Origin of the sequence: Xylophilus sp. GOD-11R, assembly GCF_033546935.1 — a bacterium.
Lineage (GTDB): Bacteria > Pseudomonadota > Gammaproteobacteria > Burkholderiales > Burkholderiaceae_C > Xylophilus.
Window position 1 is genome coordinate 3,779,820 of the sequence record NZ_CP137854.1, and the last position, 26,099, is coordinate 3,805,918.

Sequence of the window (26,099 nt, forward strand, 5' to 3'; positions counted from 1 at the left end):
CCGCCTTCCTCCACATGGACTATCCCGGAAACCTCTTCGTCGTCGCAGCACCCAGCGGCGCTGGCAAGTCGAGCCTGGTCAAGGCACTGATGGAGGTGGACTCCAGGGTGCAGTTGTCGATCTCGCACACCACCCGGCCGCCGCGCGGCCAGGAAAAACATGGCCGCGAGTACTACTTCGTGTCCGACCCCGAGTTCGACGCCATGGTCGCGGGCAATGGCTTCGTCGAGTGGGCCCACGTGCACGGCCGGCGCTACGGCACCTCCAAGCGCGCCATCGAGGACCGCGTGGCCGAGGGCCAGGACGTGATCCTGGAGATCGACTTCCAGGGCGCGGTGCAAATCCGCGACACCTTCGCCAACGCGACGCTGATCTTCATCCTGCCGCCGAGCTGGGAAGAACTGCGCTCCCGCCTGGAGCGCCGCGGCGAGGACGCGCCCGACATCATCGACCTGCGTCTGAAGAACGCCGCCGAGGAAATGGCCCAGGCCTGCAGATTCGACTACGTTATAATCAACGAGTTATTTGAGCGTGCTCTTTTCGACCTGAAGGCGGTCGTTCAGGCGCAACGCCTCAAGTTCGCGTCGCAGCGGCGCGCCAGAGCCGACACCTTTCAGTCGCTCTCGATCTGTTAGATCCCTCCTGTCGAAACACCTTTCTCGAGACCTATTCATGGCCCGCATCACCGTCGAAGACTGCCTTGAGCAAATCCCCAACCGCTTCCAGCTGGTGCTCGCCGCGACCTACCGCGCCCGCATGCTGAGCCAGGGCCACGCGCCCAAGATCGAGAGCAAGAACAAGCCGGCCGTGACCGCGCTGCGCGAAATCGCCCAGGGCAAGACCGGCATCGAGATGCTCAAGCGCGTTCCGTGATATCAGCCGGCCTGCAGGGGCCGCACTCGAACAAAGCACCGCCGCGCGGTGCTTTTTTCGTTGGGAATCCCCCAACGGACGGTTGCATTGCGCGACGCAGGGCTTTGGCTCGCACGCTACAGTGAAGCCATGACCGCGCTTTTCCATTCGGCCGTTCCCACGTCGCCCACCCTGACCGGCGGGGACACCCGGGGCGCGGCCGCCGCCAATGCCGCCGCGGCCAGCTTCGCATCGCTTACCGCCGCGCTCGATTACCTGGGCCCGGCCGACATCGAACAGGTCCGTCTGGCCTATCGCTTCGCCGACGCCGCCCACCTGGGCCAGATGCGCAACAGCGGTGAGCCCTACATCACCCATCCGATCGCGGTGGCCTCGCTGTGCGCCACTTGGAAGCTCGATGCCCAGGCGCTGATGGCCGCGCTGCTGCACGACGCGATGGAAGACTGCGGCGTCACCAAGCCTGAGCTGATCGAGCGCTTTGGCGTCACCGTGGCCGAACTGGTCGACGGCCTGACCAAGCTCGACAAGCTGCAGTTCAATACCCGAGAAGAAAGCCAGGCCGAATCCTTCCGCAAAATGCTGTTGGCCATGGCGCGCGACGTGCGGGTGATTCTGGTGAAGCTCGCCGACCGCACCCACAACATGCGCACCATGGGCGACATGCCGCGCAGCAAGTGGGGCCGCATTGCGTCCGAAACGCTGGAGATCTACGCGCCCATCGCCCACCGCCTGGGTCTGAACCAGACCTACCGCGAGCTGCAGGATCTCTCCTTCCGTTACCTGCACCCCTGGCGCCAGGCCACGCTCGCCAAGGCCGTGGCGCGCGCACGCAGCCGACGCCGCGACCTGCTGGTCAAGGTCAAGGCAGACGTCGAAGGCATCTTCCTGGCCGCCGGCATGCAGATGCATATCGACGGCCGCGAGAAGACGCTCTATTCCATCTACCGCAAGATGACCGACAAGCACCTGAGCTTTGCCCAGGTGACCGACATCTACGGCTTTCGCGTCATCGTGCCGGGCGTGACCGACTGCTACACCGCTCTGGGCCTGCTACACCAGATGTACAAGCCGGTGCCGGGCCGCTTCAAGGACCACATCGCGATCGCCAAGGTCAACGGCTACCAGTCGCTGCACACCACGGTGGTGGGGCCGTCGGGCATCAATATCGAATTCCAGATGCGGACGCAGGAGATGCACGTCGTGGCCGAATCCGGCGTGGCGGCGCACTGGATCTACAAGGGCGACGAGTCGTCCAACGCTTCCGAGCGGCTGGGCGCCCAGTGGCTGCAGTCGCTGCTCGACATCCAGTACGAGACCCGCGACGCCGCCGAATTCTGGGACCACGTCAAGGTCGACCTGTTCCCCGACGCGGTCTACGTCTTCACGCCCAAGAGCCAGATCATGGCCCTGCCGCGCGGCGCCACCGTGGTCGATTTCGCCTATGCCATCCATACCGACGTGGGCGACCGCACCGTCGGCGCCCGCATCAACGGCGAGCAGGTCACCCTGCGCACCGAGCTCAAGAACGGCGACGTGATCGAGATCGTCACCGCGCCCGGCTCGCGGCCCAACCCGGCGTGGCTGGGCTTCGTGCGCACCGGGCGGGCACGCTCCAAGATCCGCCACTACCTCAAGACCCTGGAGCAGACCGAATCGCAGGAGCTCGGCGAGAAGCTGCTCACCCAGGCGCTGCGCTCCGAAGGCATCGAGAGCCTGCCCGAGCACACGCCCGAGTACCAGCCGATCTGGGACAAGCTGCTGCGCTTCACCGGCAGCCGCGACCCGGACGAGTTGCTCACCGATATCGGCCTGGGCAAGCGCATCGCCAGCATCGTCGCCAAACGCCTGGTGGTGCTGCTGGCCGAGCTCGGCGCGCGGCCCGATGCGCTGCTGCTCACCCGCGAACGCTACAGCTCGCACGAGCGCATTTCGCAGGGCGCCGTGGTGCTCGACGGCAGCGAAACCGGTTCGGTGCAGTACGCCAAGTGCTGCCGGCCGGTGCCGGGCGACGACATCGTCGGCTACCTCGGTCGCGGCGAAGGCCTCACGGTGCACCAGCGCGAATGCGCCGTCGCCGCCCGATTGCAGTACAAGGACAGCGAACGCTTCATCTCGGTGGACTGGGCCGACGAGCCCACGCGCCTGTTCGAGACCGGCGTCATCGTCACCGTCACCAACCGCAAGGGCGTGCTGGCGCGGGTGTCGGCCGAACTCGCCCGCTCCGAGGTCGACATCACCCATGTCGACATGGGCGACGAGGCCGGGCTCGACACCGCCGACCTGCGCTTCGTGATCGAGGTGCGCGACAAGGCCCATCTCGACGCCGCGTTGCGCAACCTGGCGCGAACCTCGTCGGTGCTGCGCACCCGGCGCGTGCTGCCCGCGGCCAGCTGATCGGTTGCCTCAGGCGGGCGACCGGTAGTCGACCGACACGATCTCGATCTCCCGCACGCCGGCCGGCGTCGCCAGCTTCACCACGTCGCCCACCCGCGACTTGAGCAGCGCCCGCGCGATGGGCGACACCCAGCTCACTTGCTGACGGGCGCTGTCTGCCTCGTCGATGCCGAGAATGGTGACGCGGTGCTCCACGCCCTCGGGATCCTCGTAACCGACGGTCGCGCCGAAGAACACCTGGTCGCTGCCCGCATGCACGCTGGAGTCGACCACCTCGGCGATTTCCATGCGCCGGGTCAGAAAGCGGATGCGGCGGTCGATCTCGCGCAGCCGCTTCTTGCCGTAGAGATAGTCGCCGTTCTCCGAACGATCGCCGTTGCTCGCAGCCCAGTGCACGATCTCGACGATCTTCGGCCGCTCGTCGTCGATCAGGGAAAACAGCTCGGCGCGCATGCGGTCGTAACCCGCGCGGGTCATGTAGTTCTTGCTGCCGGCGGGCAGGGGCGGCAGCGCGGCGTCGCCGTCCTCGTCGTTGTCCGGCGCATCGTCCGATTCGCGGGTGAATGCCTTGCTCATACCGTGACTTTGCCACGGCGCTTTTGGATGGATGTCGCAACAAGCTAACTTTTAGAGCATGTTGTAATTCGCGTTGCCCGTGCGCGGTCCCACTCCTCTGCATGCCAGCCCCCTCCGCCCTCCCATCCCTGCCCGCCCAAGGACCCACCGCCTCGCTGATGCGCAGCTTCGACTGGGCCGCCAGTGCTTTCGGCGCTCCCGACACCTGGCCGCCCCACCTGCGAAGCACCGTGGCGATGCTGCTCGACGCGTCGCAGCCGATGCGCCTGGCCTGGGGACCGCAGCGCCTGCTGCTCTACAACGACGCCTATGCGGCGATCCTCGGGCAGCGCCATCCATCGGCCTTCGGCCGGCCGATGGGCGAGGTATGGACGGAGATCTGGGACCAGGTCGGCCCCACGCTCGATCGCGTGTTCGGCGGCGAAGGTCTGCATGCGCTCGACGCCAGCTACGAGGTGGACCGCCACGGCCATACCGAAGAAATGCACGTGTCGTTCACCTACCTGCCGGTGCGCGATGCGGTCAGCGGCACGGTCGACGGCGCGCTCTGCATCTGCCAGGAAACCACCGCCCAGGTCGACGCGGCCCGCGCCCACGCGATGCAGGGCAAGCGCCTGCAGGCCCTGTTCGACCAGGCACCGAGCTTCATGGGCGTCATGCGGGGGCCCGAGCATCGTTTCGAATCGGCCAATGCGGCTTTCCAGCGACTCGTCGGCCGCGACCCGGTCGGCGAAACGGTGCGCGACGCGTTCCCCGACCTGGCCGGCCAGGGCTTCTTCGAATTGCTCGACGAGGTCTTCGGCACCGGCATTCCCTACCTGGGCAACGCGGTACCGATCGCCTTTTCCCCGTCGCCCGGCGCCGAACCGCTGCAGCACATCATCAATTTCGTCTACCAGCCGATCCGCGAGGCCGACGGCACCGTGGGCGGCATCTTCGTCGAGGGCCACGACGTCACCGCCGAGCACCGGGCGACCGAAGCCCTGCGGCTGCTGGCCGACAACCTGGAGCAGCGCGTGGAAGAACGCGGCCGGGAACTGGCCCACGCCGAGGCGCAGTTGCGCCAGTCGCAGAAGATGGAAGCCATCGGCCAACTCACCGGGGGCATCGCGCACGACTTCAACAACATGCTGCAGGGCATCGTCATGCCGCTGCAGCTGATCCAACGCAAGGCGCAGTCGGGCGACGTGGCCGAAGTGGCGCGCTACGTTACGGCCGGACTGGCCTCGGCCCAGCGCGCCGCCGCCCTCACCCAGCGCCTGCTGGCGTTCTCGCGCCGCCAGCCGCTGGACTCCCGGCCGACCGACATCGCCGCGGCGCTGGCCGGACTGCATCCGATGCTCGCCAGCACCGCCGGCGAGAACGTCGATCTGCAGGTGACGATCGCGCCGGAGCTGTGGAGCGCCACCACCGACCTGCACCAGTTCGAGAACGCGGTGCTCAACCTCGCCATCAACGGCCGCGACGCCATGCCCGACGGCGGCACGCTGGAGATCGTGGCGGAGAACGTCGAGCTCACCGCCCGCGCGGTCGCCGGCATCGCCGGGCTGCCGGCCGGTGACTACGTGCGGGTGATGGTGCGCGACAGCGGTGTGGGCATGGCAGAAGACGTGCTGATCAAGGCATTCGACCCCTTCTTCACCACCAAGCCGCTCGGCCAGGGCACCGGCCTCGGGCTGTCGATGATCTATGGCTACGCGCGCCAGTCCGGCGGCTACGTGGCGCTGGAAAGCGAGGTGGCCCGCGGCACGGTCGTGCGCCTCTACCTGCCGCGCAACGACAGCGCCGACACGGTCGACCTGTCACCCGCCTACGACAGCGCCCTGGCGCCCGAAGTCGCCGGGCCGCACCGCGCCTCGGTGCTGGTGGTGGAAGACGACGAGGCGGTGCGGCAGCTGGTCGTCGAGCTGCTGCTGGCCCACGGGCTGCAAGTGACGCAGGCCTCTACCGGGACCGAGGGCATGCACCGGCTGGCCGGAGAGCAGCGTTTCGACCTGCTGCTGACCGATGTCGGCCTGCCCGGGCCCAACGGCCGGCAGCTGGCCGATTACGCGCAGGAAACCCATCCCGGCATTCGCGTGGTGCTGATGACCGGCTACGCAGAGCAAGCGTCGATGCGCTCGCATTTCCTGGGGCAGACGATGGAACTGCTGGTCAAGCCTTTCGGCACCGAGCAGCTGCTGGCCAAGGTCGACCACGCCCTGGCACGCCGCGCTGTCAGCGACTGAGACCTCAGCCGCCGCGGTTTTCGCGCGCGAGCCGCGTCTGGTCGTAGACCGGCTGCGACGGCAGGCCCTCCAGATGCGTAGTGTCGGCCCAGACCACGATCTCGATCGCGCCATCGGCATCGACCCGCACCCGGTTGAATCCCGCATTGGGAATTTCGGCCATGCGCGGGCCGTCGAGGCTGAGCGCGCGGGCAGTTCGGAACACCATGTCGAGCACGCCGCCGTGGGTGACCAGCAGCAGCGTGCGCCCGGCATGCGCCGCCGCCAGCGAACGCAGGGCCGCGATGCTGCGGGTGTGAAAACGCCGGGTGCTCTCGCCGCCCTCGAAGGACTGGTCGGCCTGGAAGCTGGTCCAGCGCGACCAGTCGGCCGGGCGGCGCGCGCGGATCTCGTCGGCGGTCAGGCCTTCCGCGTCGCCGAAGCATTGTTCGCGCAGGCCGGCGTCGGTGGCGATGGGCAGGCCCAGTTGCGACGCCGCCGGCTCGGCGGTCTGCAGGGCACGCTTCAGGTCGCTGGAGACGAGGTGGTGGACGGATTCTGCCGCGACCCGGCCGGACAGCCGATCGGCCTGCGCCAGCCCGACCGCGTTGAGCGGCACATCCGTCTGGCCCTGGAAGCGCATGGCGCGGTTCCAGTCGGTTTCGCCGTGGCGGATCAGGATCACATCGGTCATCGCCCGATTATCGAGCCCGGCCGATGACGCGGACATGGCGCCGTTCGGCCCCGTGACTCAGAGCGGCACGACGCGCAGGGGGCGGCGGCAGCGGGCATCGACGAAAGGACCGCCGACGCGGCTCCAGCCCTCGCCGGGTGACGCCTGGGCACAGGCCTCGCTGCCGTTGGACAGGCTGCGCCACAGGTACCACGGCGCCGGCGCCGCGCAGGCCAGCGCGGCGAGGCACATCAGCCCTCCGACCAGGCCGAGCCTTGCAGCATGGAGCTCAGGCCGCATGGAGATCGGCTCCCACGATCCAGCCTTCGAGCAGGTCGACTTCCGCCGGCAGGCCGTAGCGCGCCGCGCCTTCGGCATGGCGCCGCGCGGCCCAGGCGGCCTGCAGGAGGCAGAGCGTGGCGTCCAGGGCGTCGCCGCTGGCGTCGGCCACCAGCGCGTCGTGCTGGGCCATGCGCAATTTCAGCCGCAGTCCGCCCAGGTGCGTGGCGGCGGCGTGCGAGCCGGTTTCCAGGGCGGCCAGCAGGTCCTTGCGGGCGATGAGGCGGTCGGCGGTCTGCTTGATGCGTTCGTCACTTTTGTAGCTGCGCCGGCCGAGCACCGCCCGGGCGAGCAGGCCGGGATAGGCCTCCAGCGCCACCTTGTCGGCCGCCGCATCGTGCGGCTGCACGCCGGCCAGGTGCGCGCCCGCCGCGCGCAGCAGGGGCACGCCGGCGTGCAGCATGAAGGCGACCGGCGGGTTCACCCACTTCATCGACGGGCTGGAGCCGGCTGGCCCGTCGGTCGCGCGGTGCGCGAACTTGGCGCCGACAGGCCGCGCATCGCAGAAGGCGGCGAAGGTGGCGCGGATCCGGTCGCGTGGCAGGCCGGCGTAGTGGTCGATGCAGGCGTTCCAGTCGGCGGGCCAGCCAAGGGATTCGACCAGGGCGCGCGGCAGGCCGAAGGGCAGATCGAAGCCGCCGATCCAGCGGCCGGGCGCGGCCAGCCAGTCGGCGAAGGCGGCGAGTGTGTCGAAGCGCTCCAGCCCGTCGAGCAGCACTTGCGCGCCCGCCAGGCGGCCGCGTGCCACCACGATCGGCTTGCGGCGGCTCGGCGCGCTGGAGAAATCGCAGCCGAAGAGCACCGGCGAGGTGGTCAACGCGGAATCAGCGACAGGAATTCGCGGCGCAACGCGGTGTCCTGCAGGAAGGAGCCGCGCATGACCGAGTTGATCATCTTGCTGTCGTTCTCCTTGATGCCGCGCCAGGACATGCAGAAATGGCTGGCCTCCATCACGATCGCCAGGCCGTCGGGCTGCACCTTGCGCTCGACCACGTCGGCCAGCTGAACCACCGCCTCTTCCTGGATCTGAGGCCGGTTCATGATCCAGTCGACGATGCGGGCGTATTTGGAAAGCCCCAGCACATTGGAATTGCGGTTGGGCATGAGGCCGATCCAGATGCGGCCCATCACCGGGCAGAAATGGTGGCTGCAGGCGCTGCGCACCGTGATCGGGCCGACGATCAGCAGTTCGTTGAGCCGCTCGGCATTGGGAAATTCGGTGATGCGCGGAGCCTCCATATACCGGCCGGCGAACACTTCCTTGACGTACATCTTGGCGACCCGGCGGGCGGTGTCGGCGGTGTTGTGGTCGTTGGCAGTGTCGATCACCAGGCTGGAAAGCACACCCTTCATCTTCTCCTCGACTTCCTCGAGCAGGCGGTCGAGTTCGCCGGGCTCGATGAAGCCGGCGATGTTGTCGTTGGCATGAAAGCGCTGACCGGCGGCCTTGAGCCGTTCGCGGATCTTCACGGATACCGGAGTGCCTCGGTCTTCTTCGTTCTGGGCAGCAGTCATGGTTGCATCGGCCTTCTGTAACATCCGGCGATGTTAGCCGGACGTGTGAATCCCGTGTCCTACATGGGCATGGTGATTGCATCCGGTCAAATCGGTGGTTTTTTGTCCGGCCCGTGCGCAGCCATCCCTCTTCATGATCAACGGTCCCGAACTGCCCCCGATTTCCGAAGCGCGCGCCCTGGTCATCGACGGCAATCCCAACTCGCGCGCCATTCTCGTGTCGCAGCTGCGCGAATACGGCATCGGCCGGGTATCCCAGTGCAATCGTGTGATCGACGCGCGATCGAAGCTCGAGCACAGCCATTACGACTTCGTGCTGTGCGAGCAGCAGTTCTACGACGCCGCGCAATCCGGCCAGGGCCTGCTAGACGACCTGCGGCGCGCGCAGCTGCTGCCTTTTTCCACCGTCTTCTTCATGGTGACCGGCGAGGCCTCGTATTCCAGCGTGGCCGAGGCGGCCGAGTCGGCGCTCGATGGCTACCTGCTCAAGCCGTTTACCCCCGTCACCCTGTTCGAGCGGCTGCACGTGGCGCGGGTCCGCAAGGCGCATCTCAAGCCGATCTTCTCGGCCATCGAGATGCAAGAATTCGACCAGGCCGCCCAGCTCTGCACCGAGCGCTTCGAGGCCCGTGGCCCGTATTGGCTGTATGCGGCGCGCATCGGTGCCGAGCTGTTGCTGCGCACCCAGCGCTATGACGAAGCCAAGGTGCTGTTCGAGACCGTCATCGCTGCCCGCACCCTGCCCTGGGCCAAGCTCGGCGTGGCGCGTGCGCAGCTGGAGGCCGGCCAGACGGTGCGTGCACTCAACACGCTCGACCGCCTGATCGGCGAGGACAGCAGCTATGCCGACGCCTACGACGTGATGGGCAGCGCCCAGGTGGAGCTCGGCAAGTTCTCCGAGGCCCTGGACACCTACCGGCTGGCCGCCGAACTCACGCCGGGCTCGGTCGCGCGGCTCCAGAAATACGGAATGATGGCCTACTACATGGGCGACATCGAAACCGCGTCACGGGTGCTGTCCAAGGCCTGCATCGTCGGCGGCGACTCCAAGATGTTCGACCCGCAGACCCTGGTGCTGCTGGGTTTCGCCACCTTGCAGACCGGCGACCGCAAGGGCCTCGACCGCTGCATGTCCGATTTCATGCGGCTGCAGGAACGATCGCCCTTCGATCCGCGCCTGCAGCGCTTCATCTCGGTGATCCGCGCCCTGCAACTGGTGCGCGCGCGACAGTTCTCCGAGGCGATCGACGCGGTGCGCGCCCAGGGCGCCGAGATCCGGTCGGCCACCTTCGATTTCGAGGCCGCCTGCAATCTGGTCGGCCTGCTGTCGGTGCTGGCCAGCACCACGGTCGACCTGAACGACGCGAATCGCTGGGTGGAAGAGATCGGCCTGCGTTTCGCCGGCTCGCGCAGCCTGGGCGAGCTGCTGGCCAGCGCCGGCGCGCGCCACGAGGCCTACGCCACCACGCTGCGGCAGAGCCATTCGCGCATCAACAAGCTGGCCGAGGCAGCCATGTCGCTCAGCCTCAACGGCGACCCCACCGGCGCGGTAAAAGGCCTGATCGCCGCCGCGCGCGACACGCTCAACGGCAAGCTCGCCGACATCGCGCTGCAAATGATCGTGCGCCATGGCGAGAAGATCCGCGACGCCGATGAACTGCGTTCCCAGGTGGAAATGCTGCGTACCGCCTGCGGCGTTCAGCCGCGCCGGGCGGCCATCACCCAGGACCGGCATCGCCAGCCGGGCAGCCTCAGCCTGCGTGCGCTCGCGCCGGCCGAAGCCGGCTGACTAGGTCTTCACCGAGAAGGCCGGCAGCATCAGGATCGCCTCGGCATTGGACGGCGAAAAACAGCGCTCGGCCGCCTCGCGCCAAGGTAGCCAGACAGCCGCCGTGTGCTCGCGCGGCGCCAGCCGTATCGACACGCCCGCCGGCACGCGCAGACCGAACAGGTGCTCGGTGTTGTGGGTAACGCCGGCCGCATACCGGTGCAACCACTGCGGGTAGATGGTGTAGACGTTTTCCAGGTGCCAGTCCTGGAGCCGATGGCCGGGCGCGCCGGTGTCGAGTCCGGTCTCTTCGGCGACCTCGCGAACCGCGGTCGCCTCGAAGGATTCGTCGGGCGTGTCCTTGGAGCCGGTCACCGACTGCCAGAAACCCGGCGCGTCGGCGCGCTCGATGAGCAGCACGTCGAGCGCTTCGGTGTGGATCACCACCAGCACCGACTCGGGAATCTTGGGCGGCCGCTGTTCCATCGTAGACCGCCCTGCCCCGCCTGCGGTTTTTAAGCCGCCGTGGTGCCCGCCGGGTTGCGCAGGCGGATGTGCAGTTCGCGCAGCTGCTTCTCGTCGACCGGGCTCGGCGCCTGGGTCAGCAGGCACTGGGCGCGCTGGGTCTTGGGGAAGGCGATCACGTCACGGATGGACTCGGCGCCGGTCATCAGGGTGATGATGCGGTCCAGGCCGAAGGCCAGGCCACCGTGCGGCGGCGCGCCGTACTGCAGCGCGTCGAGCAGGAAGCCGAACTTCTGCTGGGCTTCTTCCGGGCTGATCTTGAGCGCGTCGAACACCTTCTGCTGCACGTCGGCGCGGTGGATACGGACCGAGCCGCCACCCATTTCCCAGCCGTTGAGCACCATGTCGTAGCCCTTGGAGATGCAGCGGCCGGGGTCGGTCACCATCCAGTCCTCGTGCCCGTCCTTGGGCGCGGTGAACGGGTGGTGCACCGCGTTCCAGCGATCGGCTTCGTCGTCGTACTCGAACATCGGGAAGTCGACCACCCACAGCGGCGCCCAGCGGTCTTCGAACAGGCCGTTGGCACGGCCGAAGGCACTGTGGCCGATCTTGATGCGCAGCGCGCCGATAGCGTCGTTGACGACCTTTTCCTTGTCGGCACCGAAGAAGATCAGATCGCCGCTCTGCGCGCCGGTACGCTGGACGATCTCGGCCAGGGCCGCGTCGTCGAGGTTCTTCACGATCGGCGACTGCAGGCCTTCGCGGCCCTTGGAAGCGTCGTTGACCTTGATGTAGGCCAGCCCCTTGGCGCCGTAGATCTTGACGAACTCGGTGTAGGAGTCGATTTCACCGCGCGACATGCCGCCGGACTCGCGCGCACCGCCGGGCACGCGCAGGCCGACCACACGGCCGCCCTTCATGTTGGCGGCACCCGAAAACACCTTGAAGTCGACCGACTTCATCAGCTCGGTCAGTTCGGTGAATTCGAGCTTCACCCGCAGGTCGGGCTTGTCGGAGCCGTACAGACGCGCGGCCTCCTGGTAGGTCATGACCGGGAACTCGCCCAGGTCGATGCCCAGGGTGTTCTGGAACACCGTCTCGATCATCTTCTGGAACAGCGCGCGGATTTCCTCTTCGCCCAGGAAGGAGGTCTCGATATCGATCTGCGTGAATTCAGGCTGGCGGTCGGCGCGCAGGTCCTCGTCGCGGAAGCACTTGGTGATCTGGTAGTAGCGGTCGAAGCCCGACACCATCAGCAGCTGCTTGAACAGCTGCGGCGACTGCGGCAGCGCGAAGAAGTGGCCGTCGTGCACCCGGCTCGGCACCAAGTAGTCGCGTGCGCCTTCGGGCGTGCTCTTGGTGAGCATCGGCGTCTCGATGTCGACGAAGCCGTTGCTGTCGAGGAACTTGCGCACCTCCATCGCCACCTTGTAGCGCAGCATCAGGTTGCGCTGCATGTAGGGGCGGCGCAGGTCGAGCACGCGGTGCGTGAGGCGGGTGGTTTCCGACAGGTTCTCGTCGTCGATCTGGAACGGCGGGGTGATCGAGGCGTTGAGCACTTCCAGCGTGTGGGCCAGCACCTCGATGCGGCCGCTCTTGAGCTGCTCGTTGACCGTGCCTTCGGGGCGCGCGCGCACCACGCCGGTGACACGCACGCAGAACTCGTTGCGCACGTCTTCGGCCACGGCGAAGGTGTCGGCGCGGTCGGGGTCGCAGACCACCTGGACCGAGCCTTCGCGGTCGCGGAGGTCGACGAAGATGACGCCGCCGTGGTCGCGCCGGCGGTTGACCCAGCCGCAAAGGGAAACGGTTTGGCCCATCAGGGCTTCGGTCACGAGACCGCAGTAGTGGGAACGCATGGCCATGAGAAGAATTCCGGCGCCAATGAAAGGCGAATCAGGCAGTCAGGGTAGAGGGAGAGGGGCGCGAGGGGCCGACCGGCACGACCACGCCCATGGAAACGATGTACTTCAGGGCTTCGTCGACGCTCATGTCGAGCTCGATGCAGTCGCTGCGCCGAAGCATCACGAAATAGCCGCCGGTGGGGTTCGGCGTGGTGGGCACATACACGCTGAGGAAATCCTCGCGCAGGTAGGTGGCGACGTCGCCGCCCGGCGAGCCGGTGACGAAGCCGATGGTCCACACGCCTTCGCGCGGCCACTGGATGAGCACCGCGGTGCGAAAGGCGTTGCCGCTTTCGGAGAACAGGGTGTCGGAGACCTGCTTGACGCTGGAGTAGATGGAGCGCACCACCGGGATGCGGCCCAGCAGCGCGTCGCCCCAGCGCACGAGCTTCTTGCCGACGAAGTTGCTGGTGATGCCGCCGACCACCAGCAGGATCAGCAGGGTGAGCAGCACGCCGAAGCCGGGAATGTGGAAGCCGAGCAAGCGATCGGGTTGCCACGCGGACGGCAGGATCAGCAGGGTCTGGTCGAGCATGCCGATGATCCAGTCCAGCACCAAGACGGTGATGGCCAGTGGAACGATCACCAGCAGGCCGGCGAACAGCCATTTGCGCAGAGCGGTCATGCCGGGGTCAATCCTTCTTGGTGGAAGCAGGTGCGGGTGCGGGGGCGGGGGCCGGTGCCGGGGCGGGTGCCGGCGAAGAGGCACCGGTGGCCGGGGCTGGAGCGGCGGTGTTGCCGCCCTCGGTCTCGGTCTTGGGCGGCGCCGACGGTGCGCCGGCGCCTCCGCCCGATCCACCGCGGAAGTCGGTCACGTACCAGCCGGAGCCCTTGAGCTGGAAGCCGGCGGCCGTCACCTGCTTGCGGAAGGATTCGGCGCCGCATTGCGGGCAGACGGTCAGCGGTGCGTCCGACATCTTCTGCAACACGTCCTTGGCAAAGCCGCAGGACTCGCATTTGTAGGCGTAAAAGGGCATGGCTTGGATTGGTCGAAACAGGCCCAGCAGGGCCACTTGACGGGGCGCACGACGGGACTCGCGGCCACCTGGACGAAAACCCGCAATTATAGGCGCCGGCTCATGACCGAAGGGCCGGTATCCCCGCCGCTGGTCGGCCGAACCGGCGCGGTCGCGCTATCGCGAAAGGCCTTCCACCGGTCGGTGCGGTGTGCGGTGGTTGGCGACCGCCTGCGGCAGCAGCGATCCGGCGCCCATGCCGATCAGCGCGGCCAACAGACCGGCGAGCTGCGCAGGCACGACCTCGCCCGCCGGCGTGGCCAGGCAGGCGAGCCAGCAGCCCACGCCGAGCGCGATGGAGGCGATGGCGCCCTGGGTCGTCGCCCGCTTCCAGTAAAGGCCGGCGAGCAGCGGCACGAAGGCGCCGACCAGCGGCACTTGGTAGGCGCCCGACACCATTTCGTAGATGGACGTGCCCTGGCTGGCGATGGCGTAGGCCAGCACGCAGAGGCTGAACACCAGCACGGTGACGCGCATGGTGCGCAGGTTCTGGCGGTCGGTGCCGCCGGGGCGGAACTGGCGCCAGATGTTTTCGGTGAAGGTGACGCTCGGCGCCAGCAGGGTGGCCGAGGCGGACGACTTGATCGCCGAGAGCAGCGCGCCGAAGAACAGCACCTGCATCACGAAAGGCATGCGCTCCATGACCAGGGTCGGCAGGATCTTCTGCGGGTCGTCCTGCAATAGCGCCTGGGCGCGCTCCGGCATGATGATCAGCGCACTGGCCACCAGGAACATCGGCACGAAGGCGAAGACGATGTAGCAGACGCCGCCGATCACCGGGCCGCGCGTGGCCGCGCGCAGGCTGTTGGCCGACATCACGCGCTGAAACACGTCCTGCTGCGGAATGGAGCCGAGCATCATCGTGAGCGCCGCCGCGAAGAAGAACACCACGTCGTGCAGGCTGGGTTCGGGCCAGAAGCGAAACAGGTCACGGCTGGTGGCGAAGTCGATCACCTTGCCGGCGCCGCCGGCCATGTCGCCCGCGAAATACGCCAGCACGGCCAGGCCGCAGACCAGGATGATCATCTGGATGAAGTCGGTGACCGCCACCGACCACATGCCACCGAACAGCGTGTAGGCCAGGATGGAGGCCACGCCCAGCGCCATGCCGACCGGCACCGAGATGACGTCGCCCGACAGCAGGTTGAACACGAGGCCGAGCGCGGTGACCTGGGCCGACACCCAGCCGAGGTAGCTCAGCATGATGATCAGCGAGCAGACGACCTCCACCACCCGGCCGTAGCGCTCGCGGTAGTAGTCGCTGATGGTCAACAGCGACATGCGGTAGAGCTTGCTGGCGAAGAAGACGCCGACCAGGATCAGGCAGGTGCCGGCGCCGAAGGGGTCTTCGACCACGCCGTTGAAGCCGCCTTCGATGAAGCGCGCCGGAATGCCCAGCACGGTTTCCGAGCCGAACCAGGTGGCGAAGGTCGTGGTGACGATCATCGCCAGAGGCAGGTGGCGGCCGGCCACGGCGAAGTCGGCGGAGTTCTTCACCCGGCGGCCGGCCAGCAGCCCGATGGCGATGGTGACCAGGAGGTAGGCGAAAACAAGGGTCAGCAGCACGTGGCGCTCCTCGCAAGACTCAGGCAAAACGTAAAAAAGGCGGCCAGGCCGCCGGTTTCAGAAGATGCGTACGCGTATCACGATCTGCATCGCCAGCAGACCCAATACAAATCCCATGCCACCGTAGATGAGGCGCTGCAGCAGCTTGTTGGTGCGTTGCTGGGCGCGCAGCAGTTCTTCGGCGAGCTGGTGCTGGCGCGGGTCGGCCTGACCGCGCTGCTGCAAAAATTCGTGCAGCAGGCGCGGCAGTTCGGGCAGCAGCTTGGCGTAGTGTGGTGCCTGGTCGCGCAGCGTGGTGAAGAGCTTCTTGGGGCCGACCTGGTCGATCATCCATTTTTCGAGGAAGGGCTTGGCGGTGCTCCACAGGTCCAGGTCGGGATCGAGCTGGCGGCCCAGGCCTTCGATGTTGAGCAGGGTCTTCTGCAGCAGCACCAGCTGCGGCTGGATCTCGACCTGGAAGCGGCGCGAGGTCTGGAACAGGCGCATCAGCACCATGCCCAGCGACAGGTCCTTGAGCGGCCGGTCGAAGTACGGCTCGCACACCGCGCGGATGGCCGATTCGAGCTCGTCGACGCGGGTGTTCGGCGGCACCCAGCCGGACTCCACGTGCAGTTCGGCCACTCGTTTGTAGTCGCGCCGGAAGAAGGCGGTGAAGTTCTGCGCCAGGTAGTCCTTGTCGAACTCGGTCAGCGTGCCGACGATGCCGAAGTCGAGCAGCACGTAGCTGCCGAGCGACTGCGGGTCGATGCTGACCTGGATGTTGCCCGGGTGCATGTCGGCATGGAAGAAGCCGTCGCGGAACACCTGGGTGAAGAACAGCGTGACGCCGTCGCGCGCCAGGCGCTTCATGTCGACACCGGCCGCACGCAGGCGGTCGATCTGGTTGACCGGCACGCCCTTCATGCGCTCCATCACCACCACGTCGGGGTGGCAGAAGTCCCAGAACATCTCGGGAATCTGCACGATGTCGAGGCCGGACATGTTGCGCCGCAGTTGCGCCGCGTTGGCCGCCTCGCGCACGAAATCGAGCTCGTCGTGCAGGTACTTGTTGAACTCGCCCACCACCTCGCGCGGTTTGAGCCGCTTGCCGTCGGCCGAGAGGTTCTCCACCCAGCCGGCGGTCATGGCCATCAGGGCGAGATCCTTCTCGATGGCCGCGAGCATGCCCGGCCGGCGCACCTTGACCGCCACTTCGCGTTCATGGCCGTTGCGGTCGCGCAGGACCGCGAAGTGCACCTGCGCGATGGAGGCGCTGGCCACCGGCACGCGGTCGAAGGACACGAAGACGCTGTCGATCGGCCGACGAAAGGCGCGCTCGATCGTGGCCACCGCCACCTCTACCGGGAACGGTGGAACGCGGTCCTGCAGCCGGGCGAGCTCTTCGGCCACGTCCGGCGGCAGCAGGTCGCGCCGGGTCGACAGCACCTGCCCGAGCTTCACGTAGATCGGTCCCAGGGTTTCGAGCGCCTCGCGCAGGCGCTGGCCGCGCGGGGCATCGAGCTTGCGGCCGATGGTGACGATGCGGGTCAGGGTGCGCAGCCAGGGCTGGCGGAAGCTCGACAGCACCAGCTCGTCCAGCCCGTAGCGCAGGGCGATCCACAGAATGGCCAGGCCCCGAAGAAAACGTGTCATGGAAACCTGGTTCTAGGAAGCGGTGCGATCGCCGGGCGGCGATGTGGTGCCGGCACCGGGCGCCGGCTGAGCGCCCTTGCGGGCGACGAAACCGCGCAGCGTCTCGGCGACGCGGCGGGCGGCGGTGGCGACGTAGTGGGCCGGGGTGTCGCCGATGATCCGGGAGAGATCGTCTTCGAGGTCCCAGCGCACGTGGTCGACCAGCCAGTTGATCTCGGCGGCGAACTGCACGTCGCCCTCGATGCGCACCGCCGGCTTGTCGCCACGCATCGCGGCCTGCGCGAGCGAGATCGGAGAGTCGTCGGTAACCGTCAGCGTGAGGTCGGGCACCTGGCCGTCGGGTGCGATGTCGAGCAGCCCGGCGGGCGTAGCCTGCAGCCGCAAGGTGAATTTGCGCCACTGCAGCAGCGCGATGCGCGACTTCTGCCGCGCCAGCCGTGCCATCGCCTCGGGTTCCTGCTGCAGAACATGGTTGAGCAGCAGCACCAGCCGTCGCTGGATTTCTTCCTGCAGCCAGCGCGGCGGCTGCACGCTGCCGAGCTTGTCGATGACGCCGTCGAGCAGGGAAAAGGGAGACTTGGGTGTTTCCATCCGAGGATTATGGCGCCCCGAAAGCACGACCTCCGTGACCCGTCCTGAATAGAGTTGACACCCCCGGACGTTTAAAAATGCCGGTTCAGCCGGCCAGCGACGCCCGGTGCACTGCATCGGGCGTTTGCATTTTCAGCGACGTATGCAGTCGCTCGTGGTTGTAGATCTGCACCGACTGCTCGACCACGCGGCGCGCCTGGCGCAGATCGGCCGGGCGGTTCAGTAAAAACTCCATTTTGAGAATGCCGTTGACGCGCTCGGCCAGAGCATTCTGGTAGCAGTCGTAGCCATCGGTCATCGAGCAGGTGACGCCATGGCGTCGGTGCAGCTCCTGGTAATAGGTCGAGCAGTACTGGATGCCTCGATCACTGTGGTGGACCAGGGCCTGTCGTGTCTGGCGCGACCGCAAGGCGATCTTCATCGCCTGGGCCACCTCCTCTGTCTGCAGGCTTGCATGCACGTGCCAGCCGACGATCTTGCGGGAGTACATGTCGGTGATCAGGCTCAGGTAGACGAACTTGCCAGCGGTCGGTAAATAGGTGATGTCGGCCACCCATACCTGCTCGCTGCCGGTGGCATGGATTTGCTGCGGCCCCGCCTTGAGCAGGTTCGGATGCCGCCGGAAGCGATGATGGCTGTCGGTGGTCTTGTGGTACGCCCGCCTGGGCGTCACAAGCAAGCCAGCATTACGCAGCACATCGAAGAGCGCGTCACGGCCCAGGCGGATGCCCTGGTCCTGCAGCGGCTGGCGCAACATGCAGTGGAGCTTGCGCGTGCCTACGCGTGGCTGGCGCATGCGCTGGTCGCGCACGAGTTGCACGACAACGTGTGCCTGCTCGGTACGCCGCGCCTGGCGGCTGCTGGCTTGGTAGAAGGCCTGTCGGCTCATGCCCATGTGTTGGCAAGCCCTGCTCACGCTCAGTCCTTGGACGAGCTTTTGCGCGAGGACTTGCCCAAAGGCTTTTTTACGATGCGCACCCCGTAGTCCTTCTTGAGCACGTCGACCACGGCTTCAAAGAGCTGCGCCTTCTCCTGAGCCAGCCGGAGCTGGACCTGCAAGGCTTTGATCTGCTGCTCGGGTGTGAGCGATGAGGCGGTCTTGTTTAACGGCATGGCTGCCGATGATGCCGCCACGCCCCAACTCTGGCGACCATGCTTGCGCAACCACACCAGCACCGTGCTGCGGCCCTGAATGCCGTACCGCATCTGAGCCTGCTTGTATGTCAACTCGCCTTTTTCTACCTGCGCGACAACTGCCAGCTTAAAAGCCAGCGTGTAGTCACGCTGCGTGCGCTTGATCCCTGATTCCATGACACATGCCCTTTCTGCAAGGTCGAGGTGTCAACGCTGGGCAGGACGGGTCACCGTAAACAAAAAAAGCGCCGACAACGCCGGAGCTTTTTTCGCCGTGGGGCACCGCGGGACGGCTCTGCCCGACTGCAGTGTCACCCTTCGCAGGGACTAGGCCGCTACGCGACGCGAGCAAGCCGGGGGCGAGCTCAAGCCCGTCGCACAAACAAAAAAGCTCCGGCCATGCCGGAGCTTTTTTCGTTGTCGGACACCGCGGGACAGGCATTGCCGGACCGCCAGTGCCGGCCCCGGTAGGGCTAGGCTGCTACGCGAAGCAAGCAAGCCTGAGGGCGAGCTCAGTCCCCGCATAAACAAAAAGCTCCGGCCATGCCGGAGCTTTTTCGTTGTGGGACACCGCGGGACCGGCTTTGCCGGACCGCCAGTGTCGCCCCCGGAGGGGGTGGGCGGCCACACGAAGTGGGCAAGCCTGGGGGCTATTGAAGTGCTTGTACACCAGCGACCAGCCAGCCGGTGCTGCCGTTGCGCGGCTTGGCCATGTTCCACACTTCGCGGAACGGGCTCGGGCCGGCCGAGGGCTCTTCGCGGATCATGCCGGAGAACTCGACGCTTGCCAGGTAGTCCTCGCCGGCGTCCTCGATGCCGAGCAGCGTGGCTTCGAGCACGACCACGTCGGTCTTGTTGGGCTTGCCGCCGGACTGCGCTTCGCGCTCGGTGAGTTGTGCCCGGATTTCCTGGACCATGCCGTCGGTCATCATGGTGCGCAGCGTGGCGATGTCCGAGCGGTCCCAGGCGTCCTGCAGCAGCACGAAGTTGCGCTTTGCAGCGGTCAGGAAACCGTCGGCGTCGAAGTCGGCCGGCACACCCCAGTTCTGCGAACCCGACAGCGCCGTGGCCTGCGTACCGCTACCCAGCGAGGAGCCGATCACCACACCGCCAGCGCCGTTCGCTGCCGTGGCAGGACGGGCGTCGAAGGCGGCCGGAGCGGCTTCCCACGGGCGGGCCGATGCGTCGTTGCCGACCTTGGCCGGGTTGTACTGCTCCGGTTCGCGCGCGGCCGATGCACCGCCACCCGCGCCCTGGAAGGCATAACCGCCGTTGCCATTGTTCTGCGTGCGACGACGCATGAACATGCTGATCGCAAAGACCACCACGCCGGCCAGCAGCAGGAACATCAGCATCTGGCCGAAGGCGCCGCCCATGCCGAGCGAATGCGCCAGCCAGGCCAGGCCCAGACCGGCGGCCAGGCCGCCGAGCATGCCGGCCCACGGACGGCGCGGTGCGGCGGCGGCCGGGTTGGCAGCGGGCGTCGCGGGAGCAGCGGCCGCGTTGTTGGCGTTCTGCGGCGTCGATGCGGGCGACTGTTGCGGCGCAGCCTGACGCTGCGTCACGTTGGACGACTGGCGGCCCACCGAGCCACCACCGCCAAAGCGCCTCGCCGCTTCGGCGTCGAAGCTGCCGAGCAGGAGGGCGCCCACGAGCAGTGCGGACAACAATTTCATCATCTCGGGTATTCCTTCTTATGCAGGGAACGTGATGTCGGACACAGGGGTCCTCAGCACTTGATTCCAACATGAAGCGCGGCGATGCCACCAGTCATGTTGTGATAGTCCACATGGCCGAAGCCGCTATTGCGCATGAGCGCTTTGAGTTGTTCTTGCGGTGGATGCATGCGGATGGATTCGGCCAGGTAGCGGTAGCTGGCTTCGTCGCCGGCGACCAGCTTGCCCAGCTTGGGGAGAACGTTGAAGGAGTACCAGTCGTAGGCCTTGCGCAGCGGCTGCGCGACCTGCGAGAACTCCAGCACCAGCAGCTTGCCGCCGGGCTTGAGGACACGGCACATCTCGGCGAGGGCCTTGTCCTTGTGGGTCATGTTGCGCAGACCGAAGGCCACGCAGACGCGGTCGAACACGGCGTCACCGAAGGGCAGTTGTTCGGCGTCGCAGACCGTCGTGGGCAGGTTGACGCCGGCGTTGATGAGCCGGTCGCGGCCAGTGGAGAGCATGGCCGCGTTGATGTCGGTGTGGACGACCTCGCCGGTGCTGCCGACCTTCTTGGAGAAGGCCAGCGCCATGTCGCCGGTGCCGCCCGCGATGTCGAGCACCTTATGGCCGGGACGCACGTCGCCGACGAGCACGGTGTAGGCCTTCCAGGCGCGGTGCAGGCCGGCCGACATCAGGTCGTTCATGACGTCGTACTTGGGCGCCACCGCATCGAACACGCCGCGCACGCGGCGGGCCTTTTCCGTTTCGTCGACTGTCTGAAATCCGAAGTGGGTGCTGCTCATATTGGCGATGCTAGAGGACTGCGACCTCTTCGCGTGGCATACCCTGCAACCCACCACGGGAATCAGGCTATGCGAAGGGGCTCGGCGGGTGGCTTTGCAAGCCTTCAAACGCCGCAGGAACCACCGCCCGACACCCGTGCGGGCATGGGGGCGTCGCGGCTCACGCCGGCCTCGGCGAGGCGTTGCTCGTAGCGGGCCCAGAGTGCATCCTGATTGGCGCCGAGCTCGTAGAGGTATTCCCAGGTGAACAGACCGGACTCGTGTCCATCGGAGAAGGTGGGCTTGAGCGCGTAGTGCCCCACCGGCTCCAGCGACACGATGGTCACGTCGCGCTTGCCGGTCTGCAGGGTTTCCTGGCCCGGGCCGTGGCCCTGCACTTCAGCCGATGGCGAACAGACGCGCATTAGTTCGAACGGCAGCCGGAAGACGGCGCTGTCGGCGAAGGCGACTTCGAGCACGCGGGACTTCGCGTGCAGGGTGATGGCGGTAGGCGTCTTCATGGTCAGAACGGCAGCGCGGCCTGCGCGAAGGCGGCCGAGAAACGGGTGGCGAGCGCCGCGTCGACGGCCGGCAGGCGCCGAGCCAGCGCCGCCTCGTGCGCCGTGTCGCGCTCGCGCAGCGGCGCAGCCCACAGCGGCGCCGGGAAGTGACTGTCGTCCTCGAAGCGCGCAACGACGTGCCAGTGCAGGTGCGGCACCATGTTGCCGAGCGCGGCCAGGTTGATCTTTTCGGGCCGCAACTCGCTGCGCAGGGTGCGTTCGCAGAGGGCCACCGCCTCCATGCACAGCGCCCGGTCGGCCGTCGACAGGTCGGAGAATTCGGCCACATGGTCGGCCCACACCACGCGGTAGAAGGCCGGAAAGCCTGGCTCCTCCGCGCGGATCAACCGGAACTGCGCACCGGCCCAGACCAGCACGCCGCCATCGCCCTCGCACAGCGCGCAGCCGGGCACCTTCTTCACTTCGGAGAGATTCAATTCGAGGCCTCGCGCATCGTCGTCGTCACACCAGCACCCGTTCGATGCCGCCGCGGTTGGCGTCGGCCACGTAGGTCTGCATCCAGTCCTCGCCGAGGATCTTGCGTGCCATCTCGACCACGATGTAGTCGGCCTCGAGCAGGCCGCTCTGCAGGTCGGCGCGGTAGCGCGAGAGGCCCTGCAGGCAGCTCGGGCAGCTGGTGAGGATCTTCACGTTGGCGTCGTCGGCCAGGCCAGCCTTGGCCTTGATCGCGGCCTCGCCCTTGCGGAGTTCTTCTTCCTTGCGGAAGCGCACCTGTGTGGAGATGTCCGGCCGGGTCACGCCGAAGGTGCCCGACTCGCCGCAGCAACGTTCGTTCTTGAGCACGTTGTCGCCGACCAGCGCCTTCACCGTCTTCATCGGGTCCTGCAGCTTCATCGGCGTATGGCAGGGGTCGTGGTAGAGGTAGGCGCCGCCCTCGCCGAGCGTGATGCCCTTCTCGAGCAGGTATTCGTGGATGTCGATGATGCGGCAGCCGGGGAAGATCTTGTCGAACTGGTAGCCCTGCAGCTGGTCGTAGCAGGTGCCGCAGCTGACCACCACCGTCTTGATGTCGAGGTAGTTCAGCGTATTGGCCACGCGGTGAAACAGCACCCGGTTGTCGGTGATGATCTTGTCGGCCGCGTCGAACTGGCCGCTGCCCTTCTGCGGATAGCCGCAGCACAGGTAGCCCGGGGGCAGCACGGTCTGCACGCCCGCATGCCAGAGCATGGCCTGCGTGGCCAGGCCGACCTGGCTGAACAGCCGCTCGGAGCCACAGCCAGGGAAATAGAACACCGCCTCGGATTCCGCCGTGGTCGCCCGCGGGTTGCGGATGATCGGCACGTAGTCGCGGTCCTCGATGTCAAGCAGCGCGCGCGCGGTCTTTTTCGGCAGGTTGCCGGGCATCTTCTTGTTGACGAAGTGCACGATTTGCTCGCGGATCGGCGCGGTACCCACCGTGGCCGGCGGCTTCTTCACCTGCAGGTGCGCCAGGCCGCGCAGCACGTTGTTGGCCGCGCGCTGGGCCTTGAAGCCCACGCCGACCATGGCGCCACGCACCAGCTTGATGGTCTCGGGATTGGTGGCGTTGAGGAACATCATCGCCGCCGCGTTGCCGGGCCGGAAGCTCTTCTGGCCCATCTTGCGCAGCAGGTTGCGCATGTTCATCGACACATCACCGAAGTCGATGTTGACCGGGCACGGCGTCACGCATTTGTGGCACACGGTGCAGTGGTCGGCCACGTCCTCGAACTCCTGCCAGTGCTTGATGCTCACGCCGCGCCGCGTCTGTTCCTCGTACAGGAAGGCCTCGACCAGCAGCGAAGTCGCCAAGATCTTGTTGCGCGGCGAATAGAGCAGGTTGGCGCGCGGCACGTGGGTGGCGCATACCGGCTTGCATTTGCCGCAGCGCAGGCAGTCCTTCACGCTGGCGGCGATGTCGCCGATGTCGCTCTGCTGCAGGATCAGCGACTCGTGGCCCATCAGGCCGAAGCTCGGCGTGTAGGCGTTGCTCAGGTCGGCCAGCAGGCTGAAGTTGCCGGTCAGGTCGGCATGCGCCATGCCTTCGGCGGCCTGCGCCTGGCTGAGCGAGGCGCGCAGCAGCTTGCCCTTGTTGAAGCGGCCCTCCGGGTCGACCCGGCGCTTGTAGTCGGCGAAGGGGCGCAACTCGGCGTCGGTGAGGTATTGCAGCTTGGTGATGCCGATGCCGTGCTCGCCGGAGATCACGCCGTCGAGCCCGCGGGCCAGCACCATGATGCGGTCCACCGCCTCGTGGGCGGTCTGCAGCATGTCGTAGTTGTCGCTGTTGACCGGGATGTTGGTGTGCACGTTGCCATCGCCGGCATGCATGTGCAGCGCCACCCAAACACGGCCCTTGAGCACCCGCTGGTGGATCGCGTTGACCTCGTCGAGCAACGGCACGAACGAGGCACCCTTGAAGATCTGCTGCAGCGGCGCGCGGATCTGGGTGCGCCAACTCGCCCGCAGCGAATGGTCCTGCAGCTGCGGAAACAGCGTCTCGACCCGGTCGTGCCAGTCCTGCCATTGCGCGCGCACTTCCCGGACCAACGCCAGGGCCTGCGCGACCCGGTCTTCGAGCAGCTCGGCCGAGGGGATGTCGTTGGCGTCGTCGCTCTTGCCCAGCGGCAGGTTGCCGGCGGCGAAGAATTCCTCCAGCGCATCGGCCAGCGCCAGCTTGTTGCGCAGGCTCAACTCGATGTTGATGCGCTCGATGCCGTCGGTGTACTCGGCCATGCGCGGCAGCGGGATCACCACGTCTTCGTTGATCTTGAAGGCGTTGGTGTGGCGGCTGATAGCCGCCGTGCGCTTGCGGTCGAGCCAGAACTTCTTGCGCGCCTCGGCGCTGATGGCGATGAAGCCTTCGCCGCTGCGCGAGTTGGCGATGCGCACCACTTCCGAGGTGACACGCGCCACGTCGTCGGGGTTGTCGCCGACGATGTCGCCGAACAGCACCATCTTCGGGATCCCGCCGTGGTGCTTGCTCTTGGTGGCGTAGCCGACTGCCTTGAGGTAGCGATCGTCCAGGTGTTCCAACCCCGCCAGCAGCACGCCCGAGCGCTTCTGCTCGGCGAACATGTAGTCCTTGATCTCGACGATGCTGGGCACCGCGTCCTTGGCGTTGCCGAAGAACTCCAGGCAGACGGTGCGCACATGCTCCGGCATGCGGTGCACCACCCAGCGGCAGCTGGTGATGAGGCCGTCGCAGCCTTCCTTCTGGATGCCCGGCAGGCCCGACAGGAACTTGTCGGTCACGTCCTTGCCCAGGCCCTCCTTGCGGAAGGTCTTGCCTTCGATCACCAGCCGCTCGGTGCGGATCGGCGTCTTGCCGTCCGCCTCGAAGTAGGCGAGCTCGAAGACGGCCTCGTCGGCGTCGTGGATCTTGCCGAGGTTGTGGCCGATGCGGGTCACCTCGAGCCATTGCGACTCGGGCGTGACCATGCGCCATGACGCCAGATTGTCGAGCGCCGTGCCCCACAGCACCGCCTTCTTTCCGCCGGCGTTCATAGCGACATTGCCGCCCACGCAGGACGCCTCGGCCGAGGTCGGGTCGACCGCGAAGACGAAGCCTGCGCGCTCTGCCGCGTCCGACACCCGCTGGGTAACCACGCCCGCGCCGGTCCAGATCGTCGGCACCGGATGGTCGACGCCGGGCAGCGCGCGCATCTCCACCTCGGTCATCTGCTCGAGCTTCTCGGTGTTGATGACCGCGCTCTTCCAGGTAAGTGGAATCGCGCCGCCGGTGTAGCCGGTACCACCCCCACGCGGAATGATGGTGAGACCCAGCTCGATGCAGCCCTTGACCAGGCCGGCCATCTCGACTTCGGTGTCGGGGGTGAGCACCACGAACGGGTATTCGACGCGCCAGTCGGTGGCGTCGGTCACATGGGACACGCGCGACAGGCCGTCGAACTTGATGTTGTCCTTGGCGGTGAGCTTGCCCAGGCTGCGCTGGGCCTGCTTGCGCAGCGCGGCGACCGCGTCGAAGTCGTCGGCGAAGACGCCGATGGCGCGCTCGACGCCGGCGAGCAATTCACCCACCAGCGCATCGCGCGCAGCACCGGTTACGGGCGTGCGGCGCTTGCTGACTTCGGTCAGCCGATGGCGCAGGGCCTCGACCAGCTGGCCGCGGCGGCGCGGATTGTCGAGCAGATCGTCCTGCAGGTAGGGGTTGCGCTGCACCACCCAGATGTCGCCGAGGATCTCGTAGAGCATGCGGGCGGAGCGGCCGGTCTGGCGCTCGCTGCGCAGCTGCTGCAGCACGTCCCAGGCCGGTGCGCCCAGCAGGCGCATCACGATCTCGCGGTCGGAAAACGAGGTGTAGTTGTAGGGAATCTCGCGCAGGCGGGCGGGACCGTCCGCATTTGCCAGCAGCGTGGCCGCCGCGATGGGGGCGTTCATGGGAAAAGCTCTCGTTGTGCGTGGGGGCCGTTATTCTAGGAACGCGGCTGGATCGGCGCTGTTACGGGG

General features: G+C 67.0%; 23 protein-coding genes. 5 read left to right on the forward strand and 18 right to left on the reverse strand.

From position 1 onward, the window contains the following. Nucleotides 1-14: 14 nt before the first annotated feature. From gmk to R9X41_RS17540, 3 genes are all read left to right on the forward strand, one after another. On the forward strand, nt 15-635 hold the full coding sequence (gene gmk, locus R9X41_RS17530) for a guanylate kinase (protein WP_318631726.1): 621 nt from the start codon (nt 15-17) through the stop codon (nt 633-635). A gap of 37 nt (nt 636-672) precedes the next feature. Then, a complete protein-coding gene (gene rpoZ / locus R9X41_RS17535) occupies nt 673-873 on the forward strand; it encodes a DNA-directed RNA polymerase subunit omega (RefSeq protein WP_318631727.1) in 201 nt (66 codons plus the stop codon). 129 nt (nt 874-1,002) lie between these two features. Then, nucleotides 1,003-3,267: a RelA/SpoT family protein gene (locus R9X41_RS17540; protein ID WP_318631728.1), complete on the forward strand. Its 2,265-nt coding sequence runs from the start codon at nt 1,003-1,005 to the stop codon at nt 3,265-3,267. Between the two features lie 9 nt (nt 3,268-3,276). Here R9X41_RS17540 and greB read toward each other — a convergent pair whose 3' ends face one another. Further along, on the reverse strand, nt 3,277-3,843 hold the full coding sequence (greB, locus tag R9X41_RS17545; protein ID WP_318631729.1) for a transcription elongation factor GreB: 567 nt from the start codon (nt 3,841-3,843) through the stop codon (nt 3,277-3,279). 101 nt (nt 3,844-3,944) lie between these two features. Here greB and R9X41_RS17550 point away from each other — a divergent pair, with 101 nt between their 5' ends. Next, nucleotides 3,945-6,071 (forward strand): response regulator, encoded by a 2,127-nt coding sequence (locus R9X41_RS17550; RefSeq protein ID WP_318631730.1) that lies wholly within the window; start codon nt 3,945-3,947, stop codon nt 6,069-6,071. A 4-nt stretch (nt 6,072-6,075) separates the two neighbouring features. Here the strand turns inward: R9X41_RS17550 and R9X41_RS17555 are convergent, their stop codons facing one another. The 4 genes from R9X41_RS17555 to folE are packed head-to-tail and all read right to left on the reverse strand — an operon-like array spanning nt 6,076 to nt 8,601. Next, complete coding sequence (locus R9X41_RS17555) at nt 6,076-6,780, reverse strand: histidine phosphatase family protein (RefSeq protein ID WP_318631731.1); 705 nt, start codon at nt 6,778-6,780, stop codon at nt 6,076-6,078. Nucleotides 6,781-6,801: 21 nt separating this feature from the next. Then, a complete protein-coding gene (locus tag R9X41_RS17560) occupies nt 6,802-7,023 on the reverse strand; it encodes a hypothetical protein (RefSeq protein ID WP_318631732.1) in 222 nt (73 codons plus the stop codon). After that, nucleotides 7,013-7,879 carry a DUF429 domain-containing protein gene (locus R9X41_RS17565; protein WP_318631733.1) on the reverse strand — a complete coding sequence of 289 codons (867 nt, stop codon included), beginning with the start codon at nt 7,877-7,879 and terminating at the stop codon, nt 7,013-7,015. The genes R9X41_RS17560 and R9X41_RS17565 overlap by 11 nt, the downstream gene beginning before the upstream one ends. After that, on the reverse strand, nt 7,876-8,601 hold the full coding sequence (folE, locus tag R9X41_RS17570; protein ID WP_412556621.1) for a GTP cyclohydrolase I: 726 nt from the start codon (nt 8,599-8,601) through the stop codon (nt 7,876-7,878). Before folE ends, R9X41_RS17565 begins: the two co-directional genes overlap by 4 nt. A 109-nt stretch (nt 8,602-8,710) precedes the next feature. On the opposite strand from folE, the gene R9X41_RS17575 reads away from it, so the two are divergent. Then, a complete protein-coding gene (locus R9X41_RS17575; protein WP_318631735.1) occupies nt 8,711-10,366 on the forward strand; it encodes a response regulator in 1,656 nt (551 codons plus the stop codon). Here R9X41_RS17575 and nudB read toward each other — a convergent pair whose 3' ends face one another. From nudB to R9X41_RS17640, 13 genes are all read right to left on the reverse strand, one after another. Then, nucleotides 10,367-10,831, reverse strand: coding sequence for a dihydroneopterin triphosphate diphosphatase (gene nudB, locus R9X41_RS17580; RefSeq protein ID WP_318631736.1), 465 nt, complete (start codon nt 10,829-10,831; stop codon nt 10,367-10,369). A gap of 29 nt (nt 10,832-10,860) precedes the next feature. Then, entirely contained in the window at nt 10,861-12,675 is a 1,815-nt protein-coding gene (aspS, locus tag R9X41_RS17585) for an aspartate--tRNA ligase (RefSeq protein ID WP_318631737.1), read from the reverse strand. A gap of 31 nt (nt 12,676-12,706) precedes the next feature. Further along, nucleotides 12,707-13,339, reverse strand: coding sequence for a DUF502 domain-containing protein (locus R9X41_RS17590; protein ID WP_318631738.1), 633 nt, complete (start codon nt 13,337-13,339; stop codon nt 12,707-12,709). Between the two features lie 7 nt (nt 13,340-13,346). Further along, nucleotides 13,347-13,691, reverse strand: a complete 345-nt coding sequence (locus tag R9X41_RS17595; protein ID WP_318631739.1) for an FmdB family zinc ribbon protein — start codon at nt 13,689-13,691, stop codon at nt 13,347-13,349. Between the two features lie 156 nt (nt 13,692-13,847). Next, nucleotides 13,848-15,296 (reverse strand): high affinity choline transporter 1, encoded by a 1,449-nt coding sequence (locus tag R9X41_RS17600; RefSeq protein ID WP_318631740.1) that lies wholly within the window; start codon nt 15,294-15,296, stop codon nt 13,848-13,850. A gap of 57 nt (nt 15,297-15,353) precedes the next feature. Continuing rightward, nucleotides 15,354-16,928 carry a ubiquinone biosynthesis regulatory protein kinase UbiB gene (gene ubiB, locus R9X41_RS17605; RefSeq protein ID WP_318631741.1) on the reverse strand — a complete coding sequence of 525 codons (1,575 nt, stop codon included), beginning with the start codon at nt 16,926-16,928 and terminating at the stop codon, nt 15,354-15,356. Between the two features lie 12 nt (nt 16,929-16,940). Beyond that, on the reverse strand, nt 16,941-17,519 hold the full coding sequence (locus R9X41_RS17610) for a hypothetical protein (protein WP_318631742.1): 579 nt from the start codon (nt 17,517-17,519) through the stop codon (nt 16,941-16,943). Nucleotides 17,520-17,604: 85 nt separating this feature from the next. Then, nucleotides 17,605-18,830, reverse strand: a protein-coding gene (locus R9X41_RS17615; RefSeq protein ID WP_318630877.1) for an IS3 family transposase whose coding sequence is annotated in 2 segments (ribosomal slippage) — nt 17,605-18,486 and nt 18,489-18,830 — 1,224 coding nt in all. Because the reading frame shifts where the segments join, the coding sequence is not laid out codon by codon here. 473 nt (nt 18,831-19,303) lie between these two features. After that, nucleotides 19,304-20,332 carry a Tim44 domain-containing protein gene (locus R9X41_RS17620; protein WP_318631743.1) on the reverse strand — a complete coding sequence of 343 codons (1,029 nt, stop codon included), beginning with the start codon at nt 20,330-20,332 and terminating at the stop codon, nt 19,304-19,306. Nucleotides 20,333-20,382: 50 nt separating this feature from the next. Beyond that, nucleotides 20,383-21,114 carry a bifunctional demethylmenaquinone methyltransferase/2-methoxy-6-polyprenyl-1,4-benzoquinol methylase UbiE gene (gene ubiE / locus R9X41_RS17625; RefSeq protein ID WP_318631744.1) on the reverse strand — a complete coding sequence of 244 codons (732 nt, stop codon included), beginning with the start codon at nt 21,112-21,114 and terminating at the stop codon, nt 20,383-20,385. A gap of 104 nt (nt 21,115-21,218) precedes the next feature. Continuing rightward, nucleotides 21,219-21,614, reverse strand: coding sequence for a gamma-butyrobetaine hydroxylase family protein (locus R9X41_RS17630; RefSeq protein WP_318631745.1), 396 nt, complete (start codon nt 21,612-21,614; stop codon nt 21,219-21,221). Nucleotides 21,615-21,616: 2 nt separating this feature from the next. Then, nucleotides 21,617-22,090, reverse strand: a complete 474-nt coding sequence (locus R9X41_RS17635) for an HIT family protein (RefSeq protein ID WP_318631746.1) — start codon at nt 22,088-22,090, stop codon at nt 21,617-21,619. Between the two features lie 25 nt (nt 22,091-22,115). Beyond that, nucleotides 22,116-26,030, reverse strand: a complete 3,915-nt coding sequence (locus R9X41_RS17640) for a DUF3683 domain-containing protein (protein WP_318631747.1) — start codon at nt 26,028-26,030, stop codon at nt 22,116-22,118. Nucleotides 26,031-26,099 lie beyond the last annotated feature (69 nt).